This is a genomic window from Xenorhabdus santafensis (genome assembly GCF_033949405.1).
GTDB classification, from domain to species: Bacteria; Pseudomonadota; Gammaproteobacteria; order Enterobacterales; family Enterobacteriaceae; genus Xenorhabdus; species Xenorhabdus santafensis.
In genome coordinates, this window is the sequence record NZ_VCDN01000014.1 from 13,101 (window position 1) to 37,028 (window position 23,928).

Sequence of the window (23,928 nt, forward strand, 5' to 3'; positions counted from 1 at the left end):
ATGTTACTGTGACAGTGTATTTTCAGATGGAAGTATCGGCAACTACAACCACTTAGATTTACAGAAAAATTTTATATTTAAAAACATTAAATTATTGATATTAAATTTCATTAATGCTTTTTGAATGCAAGACAATAAAAAGATGGGTTGAATGAAATTATTGCAGCCTTTATTCAATGATAAATAATGGATAAATGAAGCTGTCAGACGCATTAAGCATGCGGTCTGGCAACTTCAACATATTCACGCTACTGATTCAAAAATAGCATGCTTATTGGGAAATTTGCTGGCTTGCACGCTGTTTCAGTAAATACCACACAATGAAGACAACGATCCCTGTTAACCCTGTCATAGCCCAACTAGTAATATGAATGGCATCAGTAAAAGAAAGGGCTGCTGAATTCATCAATTGATGGCCTCCTGAGCTCGTTAATGAACCTGCAACTTCATATGCTCCTGCAAGTGTTTCCAATGCCAATTTGCCTTGCTCCTGAGGAATATCATCAGGCAATTTCAGATTGAGGCGATAAAAAACCGTCACTAATCCCCCAACAATTGTCGTGCCAAGAACAACACCTACTTCATAGGCGGTTTCGCTGATTGACGAAGCAGCGCCAGCCTTGGACGATGGAACAGCAGAAAGTATCAAATCATTCGAAACAGAAGCAATGGCACCCACAGCTACACCCAATATGATAAAGGCGAAAATGACTGAGTTCAGATTGCCGCCTGCATAGGCGATGAGGAAAAACGCGGCCCCCGCTAAAACGAGTAAAATAGGAATAAGCCAGTGCACTGATACTCTTTGGGCAACAGATACGATTGCCATGCCGACAATGACGGCCATAATTTGACCCGGTATCAAGGCAAAACTGGCTAAGAGTGGTTCCATGCCCAGTACAATCTGTAAAAATTGAGTAGCGAAAAAAACAAACCCAATCAACAGTGCCAAACTCAATAAATTCGCAATAATCGAACCCGTAAATACACCATTGCGGAATAAAGAGAGATCCATCAATGGCACAGGTAATTTTTGCTGCCGCCGAATAAATTCCCTTCCGATAACCAAACCAATCATGAATGTGATAATGACACCAATATCAAACCCATCACTGGCGATATGCTTAATGGCATACACAATACCGGCCATTGAAACGATGGATAATAAAACGCTATAGATATCAATAAATCCTGCCTGTTTTTTATCTGACTCAGGCAATAAAACAAAGCCGAAGATGAGTAGAGGCACTAAAATGGGCACGGCTAATAAGAAAATAGCATTCCAGTCGAAATACTGTAGCAAAACGCCGCCAATAACTGGCCCCAAAGCTGAGCCAACTGTCAAGGTTGTTGCCCAAATAGCAACAGCTATACGGCGCTGTTCGCGTTCTTCAAACAGACAACTAATCAACGCCAACGTTGATGGCATCAGCATCGCGCCAAAAAAACCAAGCGCGGTGCGCCCAAAAATCAATTGTTCCGCAGATGTTGAGAATGCCGTTAAAACCGAAACGACAGTAAAGCCTGATGCTCCCAATATCAGCAATAATCGGTGCCCCACGCGATCGCCAATACTGCCCATAGAAATCAACAAACCAGCCAACACCAAAGAATAAGCATCTATTATCCATAGTTGTTGATTAGCGCTGGGTTCCAAAGCACTCGCTATTTTCGGCAAGGCAAATCCTAAGACCGTATTATCTACTGTGACTAATAAAACAGGTAACATTAATACGATTAGCCCAAACCAATTACGCAGCCCAGCTTGTTTATTCAAACTGTCAGTTTGATTTAATGACATTAATTTAACTCCTATTTTTATAATTAAAATATGGAAAGAAACTTTAAGGAATCAATCGTATACACAAGAAACTCTTGCTTTATTTTTTAAAGCAGTGAATTTATTTGAGTAACCAAGGAAGTTATGAGAACGCAAAAAATAACTGGGTGTTATTAGCTAATAACACTGACCAATTAAATTTACGCTTAGAGAAGGGAGCTAACTATAGAAGTAATAAAATTCCATCCAGACAGGGACGCTGGTGGAACTATTTTCAGAAAGAAATTGATGTGAAATTTGAAGCATCGTCATAGTAAACAAATCCAAGATAATTAATATAACCTTCGTCTTTCAAGTTGCCTCTTTGTTGGCTTCGCTCACTCACCCCAGTCACATAGTTATCTATGCTCTTGGGGATTATGAGAGGCTCCTGCCTCTCGACCTTTGGCCAGCCTTTGGCTGTTCAAATTCGTTCCCGACGAATTTGTCATTCCCTTGCCGCCGCGATGCATCTTGAAATCCATAGGGTATAGACTAAATTAGTTTTTAACTAAATGATTCCGTAAACCTTTTTTACGAGCCAATTACAATTGCACCATTAATAATATTGGAAAACTGAGAATAAGCAATTAAAGCCCCAGAATAAAAGCCGTACGGGAAAATAGCCTCTTTTATTCTGGGGATAGTATCATTGAGGCAAAGCGATAAACCCCGCATCCAGCCCGTGGATCTCAATACCTTCCGGTACCACCTCACCAATAGTGACCAGCCGGGAAACTGGCTGGCTTTTTAAATCTGGTCGCCAATTTACGGATAACTCTCCGTTGTTACCTCGAATTAACGTTTTTTCTGGTACCACGACGCCTTTTTCATTGCGATAAACAATAATATTCACTTTGGCACTCATGCCCGGTCTAATGGAATAATTCCGGCTTATGGGTGACGTCACTTTAATCACAACATCATAGTAAATCGCCGAGCCGGGGCTATCGTTATTTGTACTTTGCATCGCAATGGCTTCAATCACGCCATCCAGAGGGTTCTGAGAAAATCCTTCCCCGCTGATTTTTACTGGCTGCCCTTCTTTGAGTTTGGCAAGATCAGCCTCTTCAACCTGAGCCAATACCTGATATTGTGTCGTATCCATAATTTCCAGCAAAGGTGTACCCTCAGTGACCCGAATACCGGTTTGAAGCGTCACGAACTTCCCTTTTTCTCCTTGGGTGGCCCTTAATATGACACCAGAAAACGGGGCCTTGATTGCTTTATTAGCGTGTTGTTCCTGCAATGCCTGATAACGGCTTGTTGCGTTCTGGAGCTCCATTTCCGCAACACGGACATTATTAACATCCCCTTTCTCGCGAGTAGAGGTAAGATCACCCTGCGCTGAAGCGAGATCGGTCAATTGCCGATGAAGTTGCTGTTCAAGCGTTTCCACTTCCATTCGTGGAACAATGCCCCGTGCAAAAAGTGCCTGTGTTTTTGCAAGATTATTTTTAATTTCCATCACCATATGGTTCGCACTTTCGACGTTCCTTCTGGCTCGAATAACTTCCTGACTGTTTTCCCAGTCATGTAATTGGTCAACAACGGATGAGGCCTTAATCATCTCAACCTGCGCCTGTCGAAGTTCGATATCAATTTTCCGGGTATCAAGCGTGATCAATTCCTGATCTTGGCTCACCTGCTGCCCTTCTTTCACCAAAACCTGCTTGATAATCCCTTCAAATGGCGCCGGTATGGTTTCAAGACATCTGGATTGCAGTTTGCCGACCAATCCCAGTTGTTTTTCTATCAGAACAGGGGTTATTGCCATCCACTGTACCGATTGTTGATCGGAGGATTTTTCTGAAAACACATAGCGGACAGAAAAAAGAAAAATGAGCGCTACAATAAATAGCCCCGCGATAATCCACCGATAGCGTTTGAGCATTGAATGTAAAAATATTGAGCGTTTAGTCATTAATCGTTATCTCCCAGCTTTCCAGTGTCGTCCCCAGAGTTTGATCCAACTCCGCCTGCGCATTGAGATACTGGATAAGTGTATTCAGACGCGCATTTTCAGCATTTCTGAGATCAGTTTCGAAGCTCAATACCTGAAAGTTACTGGATCTCCCTGCCTGCAATTTTTCCTGTTCAATTTCGAGTTTCTGTTGGGAAAGTGAACTGGCTTTTATTGCCAATTGATATTCCTGCCAGCGGGATTCGGTATCACGAATAGCATTAATGACTTTCTGTTCCAGAATTATTTTGGCCTCTTCCTGATTTAATGCCTGCTTTTGCACTTCCACTTGAGCCTGAACTTCCGTCTGTTTTTGGGTCATGTCACCAATTGGAATATCCAGTTGTATCCCCACATAATTTTCCCAATTGCGGGTATCAGAAGAAGATGAACGATACTGGGATGTTCCTCCAACCAATGATAAGTCCCAGAGTCTATTATCCTGAGCCTGCAATAATTGAATATCCGCGGCTTTTGCCTCGAGTTGTTGGATAAGATAAGCCGGCTGCTGAGCCTGGGCTTTTTTAATCGACTGCTCAACATTCAATTTGACATGAGTGCCTTGCAACGTATCAGTTGCCTGAATAGGCGTTTTAAGGCTCAGGGCCAGCAACTTGAGCAATGCCAGTCTTGTAGTATGAACATGATTTTCAGCCTCTTTTGCTGAAAGCTCCTGCATGGCGAGGTCAGCCTGAGTTTGTATGATATCGGTTTGCGCCATTCTGCCGGCATCAATCAACTCCTTATTCGTCTCCACTAATTTCCGCATACGTTTAAGTGAGGCAACAGACAGAGCTTGCTGCTCCTGAGCACGGAGTAAATCATGATAAGTCAGAATGATTTGGGTGATTGAATCGGAAACAATGGATTTCTGGTTCAGCCGATGAGTTTGCTCCCGCAGTTTTGCCAGTAAAACCGGAGCATTATTGATATCCGTTCCCGCTCCCCGTAAAAGCGGCTGGATAACCGTAATGCTTGCACCATCGTTGTGAACATTGTTGATCCCCGATTTATTGTTCTCACGCGCCCATGAAAGCGCAAAGCGCGTGCCCAACGGAGTCAGTAATGTGGCTTCGGGTGAAAAGCGGGCTTTCCTGAAATTTGCATCCTGATCTTTGCCGGCAGTGTAACGCCCCCTTAATTGTAGCTTGGGAGTAAATCTGTCTTCCGCCACCCGCAAATCAAATTTCTGGGCGATGCGATCCAGGTAAACACTGCGAATGGCATAGTTATTTCTTAACCCCAACGATATCGCATCGCTCAATGACAGGCCGATCACTTCTCCTGAAGTTTTCCGATGCTGGATACCTTCAACTTCTGATAAAGCCGGCCGTTTTTGTTCAAGCGCAAAAACGTTTGTTTGAGGAAAACAGAAAAACAGGGGCAGGGCACTATAAAGGAAATATTTTTTAATCATCACGTAATGCCTGTACAGGTTCCATTTGTGAGGCTTTATGCGCGGGATAAAAGCCAGAAATAAGCCCCGCCACAATCGAGCTGCCTATTCCCAAAGGAATGGATAAGGGAGCCAGAGAAAATGACCAGCCGGAATATAAAACAAAAAGGAAAGAAACGATGACGCCGATCAGTGCGCCAAGCATTGCCCCAGCAACAGTCAGCGCGGCAGTTTCATATAAAAACAGGCGTCTAATATCCTGCATTCTTGCCCCCAAAGCCATGCGCAAACCGATTTCTTTTCGGCGGGCTGAAACGCTCATCAGCATAATATTGGAAATGGCGATCCCGCCGGTGAGCAATGAAATTCCCGCCAAGCCTATCAACATAAAAGAAAAGGTTTCACTTTGCTCTGTCTGCCCTTGCAGCAATTGCTGAGCGATCTGAACTTCAGTTTCAACTGCGGGATATTTATTCTTAAAAAACACCGTTAAATTCTTGGCATCAGCTTCTATCGTGTCAGTTTTGCTTACGCGGGAAATAATGCCATTCAGATGAATGCTGGATGATATTTTACGCATCGCATCAATAGGAACAACAACGACAGAATCCAGAGAAAAAGGAAAGATCGGGTTTTGCCCCTTGATATCGAAAACACCAATGACTGTGTATAAATATTTACCAATTTGAACCTGTTCGTCCAGTATTTTAGCAGCATCTCCTTCACCGAGGCTCACTGCGACTTCATTACCAACAACCATATAGGGTGAGTGTTGGTCGTAGTCAGAAATAAACCGCCCATGACGCATTTGCAATTGCATGACGTCTTCAAGTTCAGCAGAAGCGCCTATCATAATAAACGTTTCTGTTTTCCCGTTATAGCGCAAAGGAGAGGGATAATAGGCCCACGGAGCGGCCGCAGACAAACCAGGGACAGCCGTTTTCAGGTCGTCCATCTGAATGGATTTGCTATCAACGCCATGACGGTAAGAATAAAAATTGGTGGTAATCACATTGATATCAAGCCCACTGAACATCTTCAATGCTGCAATCGTGCTGTTATGCCCGGTATTGACAAAAGCCACCACTGACGCACAACCAATGGCAATACCCGATAATGCAAGCAGAGTACTTTTTCCTGTCACCAATAAATTACGCCATGCTTCCCGCCACATCATGAATGCTGACATGCCATAACTGCCTAACTGGCGCTTATCCTGCATGAATGGCTACACCTCTGGTTTCCTGCAACTGACCATCAACCATGCGCAGTTCGCGCTGCATATGGTTAGCAACCATCGCATCATGGGTTATAACGACCAATGTCATCGCATTTTCTGTGTGAAGAGAAGAAAGCAGCAGCAAAATTTCCTCTGCTGTTTGTTGATCCAGATTTCCGGTGGGTTCATCCGCCAGCAGCAGTGAAGGCTCGCCGACCAAGGCTCTGGCAAGCGCTACCCGCTGTCGTTGGCCGCCGGAAAGATCTGCCGGATAATGCTCTGCACGATGATAAAGCCCGACCAACTGTAATTTTTCTCTGGCAATTTGATGGGCTTGAGAAACTGAAATGCCGCGATAAAGCAATGGTAATGCGACATTTTCCGTTGCGGTCATTCCGGGTAATAAATGAAAACTTTGAAAAACAAAGCCAATTTCTTTATTGCGCATTCTGGCACGAAGTTCGTCATCTGCTGTAGACATATCAACACCGCAAAGGAAATATTTCCCGGAAGTGGGTTTATCCAGCAAACCAAGAATATTTAATAATGTACTTTTACCTGAACCTGATGTCCCCACAATGGCACAACTCTGTCCGGCGAAAATTTGTGCAGTGATATTTTTCAGAACAGGCGTTTCACCTTCACTATTCTGTTGATAAACACGAGTGAGTTGCTGCAGGTTAATAACCGGTGTTATCGCTGATGTGGATTGAATAGAGTGTATAAATTCCATTGTCGTTTGCAGTTTCCCCGCTTGAATATCTATAATCGCCGCTGTCCGAATTTCCAAAATAAAAGTTTATTTTGATTATAATTTTATTGTTTTTTGTCTTTATTTACTCTTATAAAAAATAACACTATCACTATTAAAATAACATATGCATATGTTAACGCTAATAGATTAATAACCAAATAACAATTAGCATTATTTTAGAACATATAACTTTAATATAATGCGTGTTAATTGTAAATAAAATACTTCCTTTGCATAATTAATATCATCATAATTATTTGTCATAGATTATGATAAAGGATACCAAGATTCTATTATTGGGTTTAGTATATTAGTTATTTCAAACTTTAAAATTGCAACCTATCAACATAATGGATTAGATTTTATCCGCACTACAAAACTCATATGAAAATAATATTTTTGAATTTATAAATCTATGACAGGAGAATTGTTATGTTGAAGAAATTATTAGTAGGTGGCGCATTGGCAACTGCATTATTCGCAGGAATTGGAACAGCATCAGCAGCAGGAAGCTATTACCATTGCGAAGGACGAATGGTTCATGATCATATTCCTTATGGAAATGTTATGTGGGTTGTTAATCCATATAAAAACTTTGCAAAAACATTTTCACAAAATGGGAAAACATGGCATTTTAAAGGGACAATCTTAAGTTGTGGAAATGGTAAGTGGGCTGGTTATTACGAGAGTTAATTACATTAGATAACTAATATGAAATTGTGATTAACACTATTAGGAATTACATAATTCTAATGTAAAAAAAATATAAAAAGTAACCTTCATCAAAAAACAATCTTTTTTTATAAAAAAATAAAAACCTCGTTATTTTTAGCGGGGTTTTATTTTATTATAAATAATTTCATTTTCCATATCTTGATTATGTTTTTTCATGAACAAAATCAATATAAAAAACATACACCATTTTCAAATTTTGTGATAGCAGAATTATTTTGTGATGGCTTACATTTAGCGCACTTTATCAAAGATGATTTGATAATTTATGAAATTACATCAAAAGCTAATTAAATGTAAAAGGAATGTTTTTATGTTGAAGAGATTATTCGTCGGTGGTGCATTGGCAGCAGCTATTACCTTAACTGGCGGCATTAGCACAGCATCAGCAAACACAAATATCCCTTGGAATAATTGCCATTCTTCCGCTGTTGAACATAACAATGGTGTATACACTAAATATCTCGTTAAAGATGGTATTGTTTTCCTTGATGTACGTAAAGAAGATGGATTCGAGTGGCATTTAAAAGGCTTTAAAAAATTATATAATTGTGGCATGAGTGTTTACGTTGGTAAATATGAAGCAGTAAAATCATAAGAAAACGCACAAAACACACTATTATTACATAAATTCAAAACATAATAGACCTCATTTAAATAATGGGGTCTTTTATTTTATAATCCCTGAAAAAATAACAATATAAAAATCATATACAGTTCTAATTTTTGAAATGGTCAATATGACTCTTAATGATTAATATTCGGTTCATATTATCAAATATAATTTGATAATTGATAAATTTAAATAGAAAGTTAAATTAATGTTACCGAGAGGTTTTTATGTTGAAGAAACTATTCGTTGGTGGTGCATTGGCAGCGGCTCTTACATTAATTGGCGGCATGGCAAATGCGTCAGTTAATAAAGATTTTACCTATAATGATTGTTATAGTTCCGGAAGAACACATACTGGCCCAAATGGCACCGTATTTCAGTTATATGAAGTGCGTTCTAATTATATTTTTGAAAGTGATTTTGTTGACGGCAACGTTCATTATTATTTGCAGGGTGTTAAGCCTGTAGCTCCTCATTGCGGTAAAGGCTTTGTAGCTTACTATGAAGGCAAGAAAGTATAACGTCTGATTTTTTAGCAAAGAAGACAACAAAAAAACAGTGTTGTAAGCGATATCAACACTGTTTTTTCGTTCTCTATTATTTTTTACGCTTCTTTCATTTTAATAAAACTGGTTTCTGCGTTACGCTTCACTTCATTGGTAAAGGTTTTACTGACAAATAACGGGCTTTCAATACCTTGTTCAATCGGTATGGTATCAGTAAATTGGAATTTATTATCTCGTTCCAGATAACTTTTTAAAAGCCCAAATGCCGTTAGCTGAGATTCACCTTTCACTGCCCATATGCTGTCTAACACCCAAGGTGAAGGTAATCTCTTTTGTTCGATAATCGGGCCGGTATCTATTCCGGTGTCAACATAATGAATCGTCGCTCCGGCAGCACGTTCAACCGATTCTTTATTTCCATGTATTGCCAATTGTTCGATAGCAAACATGCCTCTGGCGTAAGGCAGGATAGCGGAATGTGCATTGACTATTTTTTTATCAAAGTGATCTATCCAAAATGGTGCCAAGATCACATTCAAAAAAATAAGCGTGCCTTCGTTATTTTTGCTGTATTCCGTACTCAAATAATGTTGATAAAAACTTTCCCCAAAATTCCCGGTATCAACCATATTGGCACTGGATAACGCATGAGTTGCAGGAACACCGTGGGTTTTTGCAAGATATCTTTCTGACTCATTAAGCCCTTTATAAGCCTCTTCTAATTTAATGAGATCATCATCCGTTATTTTGTCTTTTCTGGAAAGTTCATGATGGAGATTATCTAATGTTGATTTATCTAATTTTCTGAAATTTCTGATAATCCAATTAAGTTGGAAATCTCTCAATTTTTCATGGAGAAAACTGGTATGAAAAAATGCTTCGGTCATGACAGTAAACATTTTCAATCCTATTCATATAAAAGAGTATTATTTTTCTACAATGAGGGGTTATTATGCTGCATTCCTGATTAAAGCATAATTCCTTTTCATTAGGAAAGGTAAATTGGCTACGCATTCTTTATAAGTTTAGTGTTTTTTATTATGCCTTATTTGTTTTACTTATTACCAAAATATATTATTGAAAAATGAAAAACATAACACCCTAATAAAAAATCGATATTCAATAGATTATATTTGGAACTTGAAAGGTAACGGATATAAGACAAGATTAGTAATAAAAAAGCCCAAATGAGAAACACCGTCACCTATAAAACCGGCATGATGTTCCCCCATCCGGACATTGGTGCTGGCATCGTCAAGAAAAATCTTAGTCAGCACATAATAAAAATCTGTTAATTATTTATTGTCAGTCATCATTTTGGCTGCCAATCCAAATAATACTGTTCCCATAAAATAACGTTGCAGTTGTAACCATATGGGGCGGCTGGAAAGATGTGTCGCTATAGTACTGGCGCTAAATACAATAATAGTGTTGACCGCAACACTAATAATAATTTGTGTGAACCCAAGAAATAAGGATTGGGATAGAACAGAGCCATGATCAGGTGAAATAAATTGGGGTAATAAAGAAAGATACATGACTGCAATCTTAGGATTGAGTAAATTTGTTATAAAACCCATTGTGAACAGTTTTCTATTACTATCAAGCTGCAATTCTTTGACTTCAAATGGTGATTTACCTTTTGGCCTCACAGCTTGCCAGGCAAGATAAACTAAATAGCATGCCCCTGCGATTCTTAATGCGTCATAGGCAAAAGGCACCATCATTAAAAAAGTGGTTATCCCAAATGCTGCGCATAACATATAAAAAACAAAACCAGCTGCCACTCCAATTAATGAAATTAATCCTGCAATATGCCCCTGACAAATAGAGCGAGAAATGAGGTAAATCATATTAGGCCCAGGAGTCAAAACCATACCTAATGCGACAAAAGAAAAACCAACCATATTATAAAGTTCTGGCATAGTCACCTCTAATAGTATTTAGACGTGGGTATTTGCATTAAATGGTTTGTCAGAATGATACTGGCTATCCCCGTTCAATGAACGGGGATAAATACTGATTAATGTTTAGTACCCATTAGCGATACACGTCAATGGGTGCACAAGAGCAATGCAAATTTCGGTCGCCGTAAACATCATCAAGGCGTTTAACGGTCGGCCAGTATTTGTTGGCTTTAGTTTCTTCGGTTGGGAAAACAGCAAGTTCGCGGCTATATGCATGGTTCCAATCAGAAACCAGTTCTGCCTGAACATGCGGGGCATTAACCAGAGGGTTATCTTCCAAAGGCCATTCCCCTTTTGCCACTTTGCTGATTTCTTCACGAATAGCCAGCATTGCGTCAATGAAACGATCAATCTCTACTTTGCTTTCTGATTCCGTTGGCTCAACCATCAGGGTGCCAGCAACAGGGAATGACATGGTTGGTGCATGGAAACCATAATCAATCAAGCGCTTGGCGATATCCATTTCACTGATACCGAACTCTTCTTTCAACGGACGGATATCCAAAATACATTCGTGAGCAACATAGCCGCCACGCCCGGTATACAGGATTTCATAAGCACCTTTCAGACGGGCTGCAATATAGTTTGCATTCAAGATGGCAGCCTGACTGGCTTTTTTCAGCCCCTTGGCTCCCATCATGCGAATATACATCCAGCTAATCGGCAGAATGGATGCACTGCCAAATGGTGCTGCGGATACAGCACCCAGCGTGGTAACGCCATCCATTTCGACCACTGAGTGACCCGGCACAAAAGGAGCCAGATGTTTCTTCACGCCAATCGGCCCCATGCCCGGCCCACCACCACCATGAGGAATACAGAAGGTTTTATGCAGGTTCAAGTGAGAAACATCCGCACCAATAAAACCTGGGGTCGTGATACCCACTTGAGCATTCATGTTAGCGCCGTCAAGGTAAACCTGACCGCCGTTTTGGTGAATGATGTCACAAACTTCACGGATGGTTTCTTCGTACACACCGTGGGTCGACGGGTAAGTCACCATGATACAAGCAAGATCGTTACTGTGTTTTTCCGCTTTTTCACGCAAGTCAGCCAGATCGATGTTGCCGCTGCTATCACAGTTCACGACAACGACTGTCATACCTGCCATATTCGCTGAAGCCGGGTTTGTACCGTGCGCAGAGCTTGGGATCAGGCAAACATGCCGATGCTGCTCGCCACGGCTGGCGTAGTAACGACGGATCGCCAGCAAGCCTGCATATTCACCTTGTGCGCCAGAGTTTGGCTGCATGCAGAAAGCATCATACCCTGTCAGCAATACCAACCAGTGGGAAAGTTGGCCAATCATCTGATGGTAACCTTGTGCCTGTTCTGTTGGGCAGAAAGGATGCATATCGGTGAATTCAGGCCATGTAATCGGCATGATTTCAGCGGCAGCGTTCAGTTTCATGGTGCATGAACCCAGCGGGATCATTGCCTGATTCAAGGCCAGATCTTTACGCTCCAGACTGTGCAAGTAGCGCATCATGTCAGTTTCGCTGTGATAACAACGGAAGTTATCGTGTGTCAGAATTTCATCATGACGCAGCATGGAAGCGGGTATGGATTGGCTGGCTACGGATAGTTCTTTGTCGAGGGTATCGATATCCAATACAGCTTCAGAACCCGTCAGTACCTGAAATAATGTAACCAAGTCATCGCGGCTGGTTTTTTCACTCAGGGAGACACCCACCGCACCCAGAATATCGGTACGCAGGTTAATCTGTGCTTTCTCCGCTCTTGCCAGAACTTGAGATTTATCTGCGACTTCAACAGTCAGGGTATCAAACCATGTTTTATGACGCAGTGACATGCCTGCTTTTTGCAAACCGGCAGCCAGGATATCGGTCAGGCGGTGGATACGGTTCGCGATACGTTTCAACCCTTCTTCACCGTGATAAACCGCGTACATGCCTGCAATATTTGCCAGCAAAACCTGCGAGGTACAAATATTTGAATTCGCTTTTTCGCGGCGAATGTGTTGTTCACGGGTTTGCATCGCCATACGCAACGCCCTGTTGCCCGCAGCATCGCGAGAAACCCCGATGATACGTCCCGGCATTGAGCGCTTGAACTCATCACGGCAAGCAAAGAAAGCAGCATGAGGGCCGCCGTAACCCATCGGGACACCAAAACGCTGGGCGGAACCAAATACGATGTCAGCCCCTTGTTTGCCCGGCGCGGTCAATATGACGAGTGCCATAAAGTCCGCAGCAACACTGACGATAATTTTACGCTCTTTCAGTGCCGCGATAAGTGCACTGTAGTCATGAACTTCGCCTGTTGTGCCGACTTGTTGCAGTAAAACGCCAAAGATACCATCCAGTTCCAGTGATTTTTCTGCTTTATCAACGATGACTTCAAAACCAAATGTTTCCGCCCGAGTACGTACAACATCCAATGTCTGTGGATGAATGTCATCTGCCACGAAGAAACGGTTGGCCCCTTTCAGTTTGCTGATTCTTTTCGCCATGGACATAGCTTCCGCCGCCGCCGTTGCTTCGTCCAATAAAGAGGCAGAGGCAAGATCTAAACCGGTCAGATCAATGGTCACTTGCTGGAAATTCAGCAATGCTTCCAGCCGACCTTGGGAAACCTCCGGTTGATAAGGAGTATATGCCGTATACCAACCCGGATTTTCCAATAAATTGCGTAGAATCACTGGCGGGAGTATTGATGGCGCATACCCCATTCCGATATATGTCTGATAGCGCTGGTTTTGGCTCGCCATCGCTTTCAATTCGGCCAATGCCTGTTGTTCTGTCGCACTTTCACCGATTGCTGGTGGCTCTGATAAGGCGATATTGTGAGGGACGATTTTTTCTGTCAGCTCATCAAGGGAATCTGCTCCAACTATTGCCAGCATTTCTGTTTGCTGTTCAACAGAAGAACCAATGTGGCGACGTATGAATTCACCTTGATTTTCAAGTTGGACTAGTGTCTGGGTCATTGATAATAGTTTCCTGAAACTTATACCCATCGTCTTTCAAGTTGCCGCCTTGTTGGCTGATTTATTCACCCCGTCACATAGCTACAGTGCTCTCAGGGATGAATGAAAGATTCCTGCCTTTCGACCTTTGGCCAGCCATAGACTGGGCAAATTCGTTCCCGACGACTTTGTCACTCTTTTGCCGCCTTGATGCAACTCAAAATCCATAGGGTATAGCTAAAAAATGGCTCATAAAAAAACGCCCCATTCACAGTGTGATATGGGGCGGTAAAAATAATTATTCTTCTTCCAGAAGCGATTGATAGCCTTCAGCATCAAGCAGATTAGCAAGCCCACTATCGTCAGTGGTCTTGATTCGGAACAACCAGCCTTCATTATAAGGCTCATTGTTCACTAATTCGGGGGTTTCCTCTAACTCAGGGTTGATGGCGATAATTTCGCCGCTCAATGGTGCATAAATATCAGAAGCTGCTTTAACGGATTCAACAACGGCACAATCATCGCCGCTGTTTACTTCTGTGCCGACATCCGGCAAGTCAACAAACACCATATCACCCAATAATTGCTGGGCATGCTCGGTAATACCAACTGTATACTCACCATTGCCTTCCGAACGAACCCACTCGTGTGATTCTGTATATTTCAATTCTGCCGGTACATGACTCATTGCTGCCATCTCCTTGTTTCTTAATGATTAATCAAAAAAAAATTACAACAATCAAAACATTTTATTCAAAAATCACTCTACAAGTGGTTTCCCCATTCGCACAAAGCCCGGTTTAACCACCTGTACGGGAATCTCACGGTTGCGGATCTGAACGACAGCCTGCTCACCAATCCCCTGAGGTACGCGCGCGAGAGCGATACTAAACCCCAAAGTTGGAGAGAATGTTCCGCTGGTAATAATGCCTGTTTGCATTTCCCCAGAATCATCACTGAAGCTGACAGTTAACCCACCCCGCAATACCCCTTTTTCACGCATGACAAGCCCGACCAGCTGTTCAGTACCGACTTCACGCTGTCTTTCCAGTGCTTCTCGACCAATAAATTGACGATCTTCCGGCTTCCAGGCAATTGTCCAACCCATGTTGGCAGCCAGAGGTGAAATGGTTTCATCCATTTCTTGACCGTAAAGATTCATGCCGGCTTCAAGGCGCAATGTATCGCGTGCACCTAATCCCGCAGGTTTTACACCTACAGACAATAATTGCTGCCAAAAATCGGCGGCCTGTTCTTTTGGTAATGCGATTTCATAACCCGCTTCGCCGGTATAACCGGTTGTCGCAAGGAATAAATCCCCTGTCTGGATACCAAAAAAAGGCTTCATGCCGGCAATTGACTGCTTTTGTTCATCACTGAGCAGTGCCTGCACTTTGCTTTGTGCCTGAGGCCCCTGAACAGCGATTAATGCCAGATCATCACGAACAGTAATCTCAACTTCATATTTCTCTGCATGTTGTTGGATCCATGCCAAATCTTTCTCACGGGTAACTGAGTTAACGACCATGCGATAGAAATTATCAGTGAAGAAATAGACGATAAGGTCATCAATGACGCCACCAGAAGCATTCAACATGCCGGTATAGAGCGCCTTGCCTTGTTCGGTGAGTTTGGCAATGTCATTTGCCAGAAGGTAACGAAGAAAATCACGGCAACCTGTACCGTGCAGATCCACAATTGTCATGTGGGAAACGTCGAACATACCAGCATCGGTACGCACTGTGTGATGCTCGTCGATTTGTGATCCATAATGCAGGGGCATCATCCAGCCATGAAAATCGACCATGCGTGCTCCACATGCCAGATGCTGATCATATAGTGGGGTGTGTTTTGACATTCTTTCCCTCTTTCCATTCTTGACATGAAAACATTCGTGACCTGAAAAAACATGCAGCGCATTAACCGGCAGATGTTGGATCATGAAGCAAAGAAGCGGTTAACCACGCAAACAATACCTTGGGATCAGAAGTTATCACTGAAAATAGAAATGAACCATAAAATAAATTAGCTGCACTAGAGTGTTCACCTAAAAAAACATTCACTATCATGCAGAATTTTTGTCTAATTTATTGTGCCATTGCACTCAAAATTGGCAATAAAAGGGAAAATACAATCTGATTAAATTAGAAAATGACTAAAGTGTGAAATAAATCAACTGAACACACTTTAGTCTTACATGAAAAAAACTAATCCTAAATAATGCGTAGAATTAGATTTTTTCAACTGAAGAGGGTTGAGCAGCCAGCCAATCAGGAAGATCGTTGAGCCCCATTGCATGACGAAGTAATTGTGGTTTCACCCCGGGCAAATGATCAGCCAGCGCCAGCCCGATGTCCCGGAATAACTTCTTAGCAGGGTTATTACCATCGAATAACTGACGGAACCCTTGCATCCCAGCCAGCATTAATGCAGCACTGTGTTTGCGGCGGCGTTCATAACGACCCAGATAGAGATATTGACCAATGTCTTTTCCTTGCTTATTCAGGCGGCTCAATTCCCCTATCAATTCCGCTACATCCATGAATCCCAGATTGACGCCTTGCCCAGCCAAAGGATGGATAGTGTGTGCCGCATCCCCCAGAAGGGCTAAGCGATGTGCAGCAAAATTACGGGCATATCGCCCCATTAATGGGATTGTTTGCCTATCGCTGACCAGTTCACACTGACCAAGGCACATATCAAAAGTCACTCCCAATTGTCGGTTAAATAATTCAGGCTCCATCACTTTGAGCTGTTGTGCCGATTCTGCTGGCAGTGACCAGACAATTGAGCATAGATAGGGATCGGACAATGGCAGGAAAGCCAATATACCGTCGCCATGAAAAACCTGACGCGCAACACCCTGATGGGGTTCATCTGTACGGATCGTCGCCACCAAGGCGTGATGCTCATAATCCCAAAAAGTCAGCGGGATATCAGCATGCTGGCGCAACCAGGAGTGAGCGCCATCTGCACCGATAACCAACCGCGAAGTCAACATTCGGTTATCAGATAAGGTAATGAACGCTTCGTTTTCTCCCCAGGCTACATTTTGAAGGGAGGATGGGGCAAAAATGGTTACATCCGGCAGGCTTTCTGCCCGTTGCCAAAGCGCTTGCCTGATAACCCGGTTTTCAATGATATGACCAAGATGCGTCAGGCCATTTTCGGCCGAATTGAATTGAATGCGGCCGAAGCTGTCCTGATCCCAGACTGCCATTCCCTGATAAGGGCTTGCCCGCATTGCCAGAATATTCTGCCAGACACCAAGATGGGTCAGTAACCGTTCACTTGCGGCATTGATGGCCGATACCCGTAGTGCATGTTCATCGCTGGCATCAAATGTTTCCGTCGGCGGATACTCTTCTACAATCGCGATGCGCAAACCGCTACCCTGCAAACCACAGGCCAGCGCAAGGCCGACCATTCCGCCCCCTGCGATCACCACATCAAATGATTGCATTTTTTCTTTCCTCTTAATTTGCCAATGATGACTGGGCAACCCAACCCAATGTCTGGCGGGCAAGTAGATCCCGCGTCAGCGGTAAAGTTTCCATTGCCATCAGGCCAAGATTGCGCCCAATCTTCAATGGCAAGTAGTCATTGGCAAATAACCGAACCAATCCGTCCGTGATGCCAATGGTATTTTCGCGATCGGCCTGACGTTGTTGCTGGTATTGAGCCAGCACTTGGTAGGAGCCAATATCCTGCCCTGAGGCAGCCGCTGCTGAGATAACGCTTGCCAACGCCATGACATCGCGTATTCCCAAATTAAACCCTTGCCCGGCAATGGGGTGCAGGGTCTGGGATGCATTGCCGACTAAAGCAACACGGTGGCTTATTTGTTGGTTGGCTGTTGATAAAGCCAATGGATAACTGTGCCGCTGGCCGGTTTCCAACATTTTTCCCAGCCGCCAGCCAAATGCTTTCTGTAAATGTTGAAGGAATTCATGCTGGCTCCAGTGATTAACTTCTGCCCGTTTTTCCGAGGGATGGCACCACACCAGAGAACTGCGCCCTTCTGACATTGGCAAAAGGGCCAATGGTCCATGCTCAGTAAAACGCTCAAATGCCCTGCCCTGAGGATGCTCAGACGTCAAGATATTGGCGATAACTGCCACCTGCCCATAAGATTGTTGCTGATAGGGAATATGGCACGCTTGAGCTATTGCTGAATAGCTGCCATCTGCGGCCACCAGCAACTCTCCGGTCAGTTTTTCACCATTGTTCAACGTAACAACGACTGAATTTTCCAGACGTTCGATAGAATCTACTTTCGCCGGGCAATGCAACTGGATATTTGGAGATTGATTTAATAAATCAAACAGATGGGTTCCTGCATCGTGCAATTCAACGACATTGCCCAATGCAGAAATATCATAATCACTGGCGTGAATATTAACAAAACCACTATGGCCACGATCGCTGACATGAACGTGAGTTATTGGCGTGACATAATTTTTCAATGTTTGCCAGATTCCTATCTGATTCAGGCGCTGGCATGTGCCGTAAGCTAAGGCAATGGCTCTTGCGTCAAATCCCGGATGCTCCTGAGTAGGCTCTGCTGCTTCAATCAAGGAGACTTTCAGTTGCCCCCGGCTTAGTGAAGAAATCGCCAGTGCCAACGTCGCCCCGGCCATTCCTCCTCCCACGATAATCACGTTCATGATAACTTCCTGATCACTGAATCTCTTAATTCTGTTTTGCCTGTGCCATCAGAGCTTCGATTTCATCCGGATCTTTCACGACATACTCAGTCAGATTTTCATTTCCGGTATCCGTAATCACGATATCATCTTCAATACGAATACCGATGCCGCGGTATTCCTGTGGAACATCCGCATCCAATGCAATATAGAGCCCCGGTTCAACAGTCAGAACCATGCCCGGTTCCAGAATGCGGTCGCGATCGATCCCGTAATCACCTACGTCGTGTACATCGAGCCCCAGCCAATGACTTAAACCATGCATGAAAAATTGGCGATGTGCATTGGTTTCGATCAATTGTTCGACGTCTCCATGCATAATTCCCAGTTTTACCAATCCCTCAACCATAATGCGCACAACACGCTCCATCACTTTATTGATGCTGGTGCCCGGTTTATACAGTTCAAGGGAGACATTGATAGCTTCCAGCACAATGTCATAAATTTCACGTTGAGGACGGGTAAACTTGCCATTGACCGGGAATGTCCGCGTAATGTCGCCTGCATATCCTTTATATTCACATCCCGCATCGATCAACACCAAATCGCCATCTTTCATTCGGCGATCATTTTCAGTGTAATGCAGAATGCAGGCATTTTCTCCCGCACCAACAATCGTGTTGTAGGCAGGATAACGGGCTCCATGATAGGTAAATTCATGGTGAATTTCGGCTTCAAGCTGATATTCAAACATATCGGGCCGGCACGCTTGCATAGCTCTGGTATGTGCCTGCGCACTGATTTGGCCCGCGAAGCGCATGGCCTCCAGCTCTGCTTCTGATTTAAACAGACGCATTTCATGCAACCATGGACGCCAATCTGCCATTATTGACGGAGTTTTGAAATTGCGACGGCTGTTTTCACGCAATGTAGCCAAGGCGTCGAATACAATTTTATCAGCGTATTCAAACTCCCCCTGAGCGTGATAAACCACTTCCAAGCCATTTAACAACAGGTAAAGCTGACTATTGATATCATCAATTGGCAGGGCACGATCCACCCCCATTTTTTCCAATGCGGCTTCTTGCCCAAGACGACGGCCAGACCAAATTTCCGCAGTCAAATCGCGAACACGATTGAACAACACACTGTGGTTATGTGTGTTATCGCTTTTGATTAGCACCAGAACGGATTCTGGCTCACTGAATCCTGTCAGGTACAGAAAATCACTGTGCTGACGGTAGGGATATTCGCTATCTGAATTGCGTGTCGCAGGCGGGGCAGAAAAAATAATGGCCGCACTGCCCGGTGCCATTTTTTCCAATAATGCCTGACGACGAGATAAATATTCTTGCTTAGTCATACCCACTCCTGCGATTTCATTATTATTAGTTGAAATACCCGCCCATTGCCAAGTTACCGCTATGTTGGTTGCAACATGCAGTTAGTTGCAACATGGAAGAGAACGGGTATGTATCGCCAATCAGTGCAACGTTGGCTTTTCGTTTTTTGCACTACTTGAAGTTTTCGGCTTCGCTAAGGCGATGTAACAGAGCTGGACTGCAACACGAACATATTCCAATACTTCTTCTAGAGCCTGAGACAGTTCTTCCTGATCTTCACTCTCGTCGTACCCTAGCATACCGATGTTACGTAAATCGGTGATAATTTCCTGAATTTCCGCTTTTTCTGTCAATTTGGGATTTGCCACACCTATTCCCAACAGAAAATGGTTGACCCATCCCGCCAACGCATCTGCGCATTCAAAAATCCCAGCTTCTTCATCAGGAAGCAGTAAATTAAACGCAAAATTACTGTCATCCAGCGATTCAAACGTCGTTTCGTATAATTCTCTGAGCGGCTGCGATAAAACTTGAGAGAATGCCAGACCATCATTTGCGAGGTCATGCACCAATGCTTGCCAACTACTGTCGTGATTTCCACCACACAATAATCCACTGATTAAGCCATGCATTTCTGCTGCTGTCAGTGCTACGGACTGTTGATGCAAAATTTCATCAAATGATTGATAATTAGGTAATGAGTTTTGTATAGACATGTATATTGATCATCGTTGGCGATATAAGTTCATGCTATGCTACCATCAAGGGGAGTCGCTATACCAGACAGCACACACCGATATAAAAAGGGGGGCTTTTGGTATTTGTACAGTAATGATTGGTGTCGGCCTTGTTTTTATACCAAAATTAACTTTACACCCAGCAGATTTCAAGTTGCTATTCAGCTAAGCAAGCCGTAAGGGAACAAATCTCCAAGAGCATAGCTAACTATGTGGTTGGGGTGAGTGAACGCAGCCAACAAAGCAGCGACTTGGAAGACGAAGGGTATATCAAAATCAAGGTATCGGCACAGTATTAAATCAGGAAGGTGTCATGTCTGCACAACCAGTAGATATTCAGATTTTTGGGCGGTCATTACGTGTCAATTGTCCACCAGAGCAAATAGAAGCCTTGCAAGCTGCTGCTGAGGAACTTGAACAACGTTTACATAATCTCAAAGAACGCACCAGAGTCACTAACACTGAGCAACTGGTTTTTATTGTGGCACTGAACATTTGTCATGAGTTGGCACAAGAGAAAGTGAAAACCCGTGATTACGCCTACAATATGGAACAAAAAATAAAAATGCTCCAGCAATCCATTGAAAAGGCATTGCTAGAACAAAATAAAAGCTAGAACAAGGTATACCTTTCGTCTTTCATGTTGCCTTTTTTTGGCTGCGCTCATTCACCCCGGTCACCGCTTTTATAAATATACGGTTATCTATGTTCCCCGGGGATGAATGAAAGGCAGGAGCCTTTTACCAAAAGCCAGCCATAGGCTGGGCAAATTCGTTCCCGACGAATTTGTCATTCCCTGCCGTATCGATGCAACTTGAAAGCCATTGGGGATAGTAGTCAGAAGAAAAATAGAATTATCTGATGTTCTGCCTATTCAGCATTCAGCAAACGTTGTTTTGTTGATAAATTAGGCAGTAGTTGCTAAGGCTTAATATAAGCAGTTGCTTTCTTCATTTAGTTCCATACAATAGGCTCCATAGCATCGCTTAAAGCCTATCTTGATGGTTTAAGCAGCAAAAAAATTTCTCTGAGATGTTTGTCAGCAGGTAAGTCCCCTGAGCCGATATTTCATCTCTATAGAATGTAGTGCTCCGTTTCTTGTGAGCATGCTTGGCTCGACTAAGAAGCCTAATAGAAGCGACACTACGTTCACCTTGAACCAAGGGTTCAAGGGTTACCACCTGCAACGGCATCTTGGAGAATCTCAATTTTTTATCTGTTTTGTATCCTTTTCTGCATTTATAGGCAGGTATCATGCAATCAGATTCTTTTTTTTCGCCTCAATTTTTATCTCTACGAAAATCAATTCGCAAAAATGTTCGACAATTACGTCAAAATTTATCTCCTGAGCAACAATTACAGTTCGCCCAGCAAGTCGCTGAAAGTGCTCTCACTCACCCAAAGATCCAGCAAGCTGACAAAATAGCAGTGTATCTCTCCTTCGATGGCGAGTTGGATACCAGCCCATTGATTCAACAACTCTGGCGGCAAAACAAACAAGTCTATTTGCCAATAATTCATCCGTTCAGCCAGCATCATCTGTTATTCCTGCGCTATAGCCCCGAATCCCCCCTTGTTCGCAACCGTTTTAACATAGAAGAACCCTTATTGGATGTAAGGCACGTGTTACCGGTTTCCGAGCTTGATATTATGTTTATTCCACTCGTTGCTTTTGACTCTAAAGGTCAACGTTTAGGTATGGGCGGCGGGTTTTACGACAGAACCTTGGCAAAATGGCAGGAGCAAAAATTTTATCCCATCGGGTTAGCCCACGACGTTCAATTAGTCGAAACTTTACCCAGTGAGAAATGGGACATTCCCTTGCCAGAAATTATTACACCGAGAAAACGATGGCAATGGCATGAATAAATACTGTCTGACCTTTGGCAGGCTTTACAGAATTAGCAGGAGCCAATGTTAATTAGCCCCTGCTTTCTACCACTACATTTTACAAATACGATTTACAACTAAAATGGCTGGTAGGTTCAATCCAAATCAGTAAAGCAGACGGGAACGGATTGTGCCCGGTACTGTTTTCAGTTGTTGCAATACTAATTCCGCTTGAGCCGAACTTTGGGTCGTGATATCGATAACCACATAACCGATATCTCCCTCAGTCCGCAAATATTGCGCTTCAATATTAATTGATTGCTCGGTGAATACCTGGTTAATGCTGGTCAGGATACCCGGGCGGTTTTCATGGATATGCAGCAAACGGTGAGTATCTTTGGCGTGTATCGGCAGAGAAACTTCCGGGAAATTGACTGCTGACAAAGTCGAGCCGTTGTCAGAATATTTCACCAGTTTGCCCGCGACTTCTGTACCAATGTTTTCCTGAGCTTCCTGAGTTGATCCCCCGATATGGGGTGTCAACAGCACGTTGTCAAATTTGCTCAGTGGTGAAATGAAAGGATCACTGTTTGTGGCTGGCTCTACAGGGAACACGTCTATCGCCGCACCAGCAAGGTGCCCGATTTCCAAGGCTTCACTTAATGCCGGAATATCCACTACTGTGCCACGTGATGCATTGATTAGAATTGAGCCAGGTTTCATCAGCTCCAATTCTGACGCACTAATCATATTTTTAGTCGAAGCAGTTTCAGGAACATGCAAACTGATAACATCACTCATGTTCAATAGTTCAGACAGGTGATGAACTTGCTGTGCATTGCCTAATGGCAGTTTATTTTCAATATCATAAAAATAGACGTTCAGGCCGATATTTTCAGCCAAAATGCCAAGCTGTGTGCCAATATGGCCGTAACCAATAATGCCTAATTTTTTTCCGCGTGCTTCATAACAACCTTTGGCTTGCTTATCCCATACACCAATATGTGCTTTTGCATTTGCCTCAGGGATGCGACGTAATAACAGCAGTAACTCACCCAATACCATTTCTGCTACTGAGCGTGTATTGGAAAATGGGGCATTAAAGACAGGAATACCGCGTTTTGCTGCCGCTTTCAGATCCACTTGGTTGGTGCCGATGCAAAAACATCCTATTGCAACCAATTTTTCTGCGGAGGAAAGAACATCTTCCGTTAACTGGGTACGAGAACGGATCCCAACAAAACGAGCATCACGAATAGCTTCTTTTAATTCTTCAGGTTCCAATGCTCCTTTATGATATTCAATATTGCTGTATCCAGCCGCTTTTAAACTATCTACTGTGCTTTGGTGAACGCCTTCCAGTAGCAAAAATTTAATTTTGTCCTTTTCTAAAGATACCTTAACCATTTGCCCGCCCTAGTTGTTCTAACTTTCATGACTCCCATAGGTTCCACCAAAATAACAAAAAAAACGA

The 23,928-nt window shown here is 43.1% G+C and carries 20 protein-coding genes and 1 other RNA gene; 6 read left to right on the forward strand and 15 right to left on the reverse strand.

Annotation, left to right across the window (positions count from 1 at the left end; all coding sequences use genetic code 11):
* Positions 1–271 precede the first annotated feature (271 nt).
* The 5 genes from FE392_RS04240 to FE392_RS04260 form a co-directional block, all read right to left on the reverse strand.
* Positions 272–1,801: an MFS transporter gene (locus FE392_RS04240; RefSeq protein ID WP_319928988.1), complete on the reverse strand. Its 1,530-nt coding sequence runs from the start codon at positions 1,799–1,801 to the stop codon at positions 272–274.
* A 667-nt stretch (positions 1,802–2,468) separates the two neighbouring features.
* Positions 2,469–3,743 (reverse strand): HlyD family secretion protein, encoded by a 1,275-nt coding sequence (locus FE392_RS04245; protein ID WP_319928989.1) that lies wholly within the window; start codon positions 3,741–3,743, stop codon positions 2,469–2,471.
* Positions 3,736–5,199 carry a TolC family protein gene (locus tag FE392_RS04250; protein ID WP_319928990.1) on the reverse strand — a complete coding sequence of 488 codons (1,464 nt, stop codon included), beginning with the start codon at positions 5,197–5,199 and terminating at the stop codon, positions 3,736–3,738. Before FE392_RS04250 ends, FE392_RS04245 begins: the two co-directional genes overlap by 8 nt.
* Positions 5,192–6,400 (reverse strand): ABC transporter permease, encoded by a 1,209-nt coding sequence (locus FE392_RS04255; RefSeq protein WP_319928991.1) that lies wholly within the window; start codon positions 6,398–6,400, stop codon positions 5,192–5,194. The genes FE392_RS04250 and FE392_RS04255 overlap by 8 nt, the downstream gene beginning before the upstream one ends.
* Positions 6,390–7,130 carry an ABC transporter ATP-binding protein gene (locus tag FE392_RS04260; RefSeq protein WP_319928992.1) on the reverse strand — a complete coding sequence of 247 codons (741 nt, stop codon included), beginning with the start codon at positions 7,128–7,130 and terminating at the stop codon, positions 6,390–6,392. Before FE392_RS04260 ends, FE392_RS04255 begins: the two co-directional genes overlap by 11 nt.
* A gap of 453 nt (positions 7,131–7,583) precedes the next feature.
* Between FE392_RS04260 and FE392_RS04265 the strand changes: the two genes are divergently transcribed.
* The 3 genes from FE392_RS04265 (at position 7,584) to FE392_RS04275 (ending at position 9,017) form a co-directional block, all read left to right on the forward strand.
* The gene (locus tag FE392_RS04265; RefSeq protein ID WP_319928993.1) at positions 7,584–7,844 is read left to right on the forward strand and encodes an LCI fold-containing protein; all 261 of its coding nucleotides are present in this window, start codon (positions 7,584–7,586) and stop codon (positions 7,842–7,844) included.
* Positions 7,845–8,196: 352 nt separating this feature from the next.
* A complete protein-coding gene (locus tag FE392_RS04270; RefSeq protein ID WP_319928994.1) occupies positions 8,197–8,481 on the forward strand; it encodes an LCI family antimicrobial peptide in 285 nt (94 codons plus the stop codon).
* Between the two features lie 242 nt (positions 8,482–8,723).
* Positions 8,724–9,017, forward strand: a complete 294-nt coding sequence (locus FE392_RS04275) for an LCI family antimicrobial peptide (RefSeq protein WP_319928995.1) — start codon at positions 8,724–8,726, stop codon at positions 9,015–9,017.
* Positions 9,018–9,100: 83 nt separating this feature from the next.
* Here the strand turns inward: FE392_RS04275 and FE392_RS04280 are convergent, their stop codons facing one another.
* The 9 genes from FE392_RS04280 to FE392_RS04320 all read right to left on the reverse strand — a co-directional run bounded on the left by FE392_RS04280 (position 9,101) and on the right by FE392_RS04320 (position 20,603).
* Positions 9,101–9,901: a formyltransferase family protein gene (locus FE392_RS04280; RefSeq protein WP_319928996.1), complete on the reverse strand. Its 801-nt coding sequence runs from the start codon at positions 9,899–9,901 to the stop codon at positions 9,101–9,103.
* A gap of 396 nt (positions 9,902–10,297) precedes the next feature.
* A complete protein-coding gene (locus FE392_RS04285; RefSeq protein ID WP_319928997.1) occupies positions 10,298–10,927 on the reverse strand; it encodes a LysE family translocator in 630 nt (209 codons plus the stop codon).
* Between the two features lie 115 nt (positions 10,928–11,042).
* Positions 11,043–13,919 carry an aminomethyl-transferring glycine dehydrogenase gene (gene gcvP, locus FE392_RS04290; RefSeq protein WP_319928998.1) on the reverse strand — a complete coding sequence of 959 codons (2,877 nt, stop codon included), beginning with the start codon at positions 13,917–13,919 and terminating at the stop codon, positions 11,043–11,045.
* 277 nt (positions 13,920–14,196) lie between these two features.
* On the reverse strand, positions 14,197–14,586 hold the full coding sequence (gcvH, locus tag FE392_RS04295; protein ID WP_319928999.1) for a glycine cleavage system protein GcvH: 390 nt from the start codon (positions 14,584–14,586) through the stop codon (positions 14,197–14,199).
* 72 nt (positions 14,587–14,658) lie between these two features.
* Positions 14,659–15,756 carry a glycine cleavage system aminomethyltransferase GcvT gene (gene gcvT, locus FE392_RS04300; RefSeq protein ID WP_319929000.1) on the reverse strand — a complete coding sequence of 366 codons (1,098 nt, stop codon included), beginning with the start codon at positions 15,754–15,756 and terminating at the stop codon, positions 14,659–14,661.
* 372 nt (positions 15,757–16,128) lie between these two features.
* The gene (ubiI, locus tag FE392_RS04305) at positions 16,129–17,361 is read right to left on the reverse strand and encodes an FAD-dependent 2-octaprenylphenol hydroxylase (protein WP_319929001.1); all 1,233 of its coding nucleotides are present in this window, start codon (positions 17,359–17,361) and stop codon (positions 16,129–16,131) included.
* 13 nt (positions 17,362–17,374) lie between these two features.
* Positions 17,375–18,565 carry a 2-octaprenyl-6-methoxyphenyl hydroxylase gene (gene ubiH, locus FE392_RS04310; RefSeq protein ID WP_319929002.1) on the reverse strand — a complete coding sequence of 397 codons (1,191 nt, stop codon included), beginning with the start codon at positions 18,563–18,565 and terminating at the stop codon, positions 17,375–17,377.
* A 25-nt stretch (positions 18,566–18,590) separates the two neighbouring features.
* The gene (pepP, locus tag FE392_RS04315) at positions 18,591–19,907 is read right to left on the reverse strand and encodes a Xaa-Pro aminopeptidase (protein WP_319929003.1); all 1,317 of its coding nucleotides are present in this window, start codon (positions 19,905–19,907) and stop codon (positions 18,591–18,593) included.
* Positions 19,908–20,027: 120 nt separating this feature from the next.
* The gene (locus FE392_RS04320) at positions 20,028–20,603 is read right to left on the reverse strand and encodes a YecA/YgfB family protein (protein WP_319929004.1); all 576 of its coding nucleotides are present in this window, start codon (positions 20,601–20,603) and stop codon (positions 20,028–20,030) included.
* Positions 20,604–20,937: 334 nt separating this feature from the next.
* On the opposite strand from FE392_RS04320, the gene zapA reads away from it, so the two are divergent.
* From zapA to FE392_RS04335, 3 genes are all read left to right on the forward strand, one after another.
* Positions 20,938–21,240, forward strand: a complete 303-nt coding sequence (zapA, locus tag FE392_RS04325) for a cell division protein ZapA (protein ID WP_092511050.1) — start codon at positions 20,938–20,940, stop codon at positions 21,238–21,240.
* A gap of 405 nt (positions 21,241–21,645) precedes the next feature.
* Positions 21,646–21,829: non-coding RNA, 6S RNA (gene ssrS / locus FE392_RS04330), on the forward strand.
* 49 nt (positions 21,830–21,878) lie between these two features.
* Positions 21,879–22,493, forward strand: coding sequence for a 5-formyltetrahydrofolate cyclo-ligase (locus FE392_RS04335; protein ID WP_319929005.1), 615 nt, complete (start codon positions 21,879–21,881; stop codon positions 22,491–22,493).
* Between the two features lie 126 nt (positions 22,494–22,619).
* On the opposite strand, the gene serA is transcribed toward FE392_RS04335, so the two are convergent.
* On the reverse strand, positions 22,620–23,861 hold the full coding sequence (gene serA / locus FE392_RS04340; RefSeq protein ID WP_319929007.1) for a phosphoglycerate dehydrogenase: 1,242 nt from the start codon (positions 23,859–23,861) through the stop codon (positions 22,620–22,622).
* Positions 23,862–23,928: the final 67 nt, after the last annotated feature.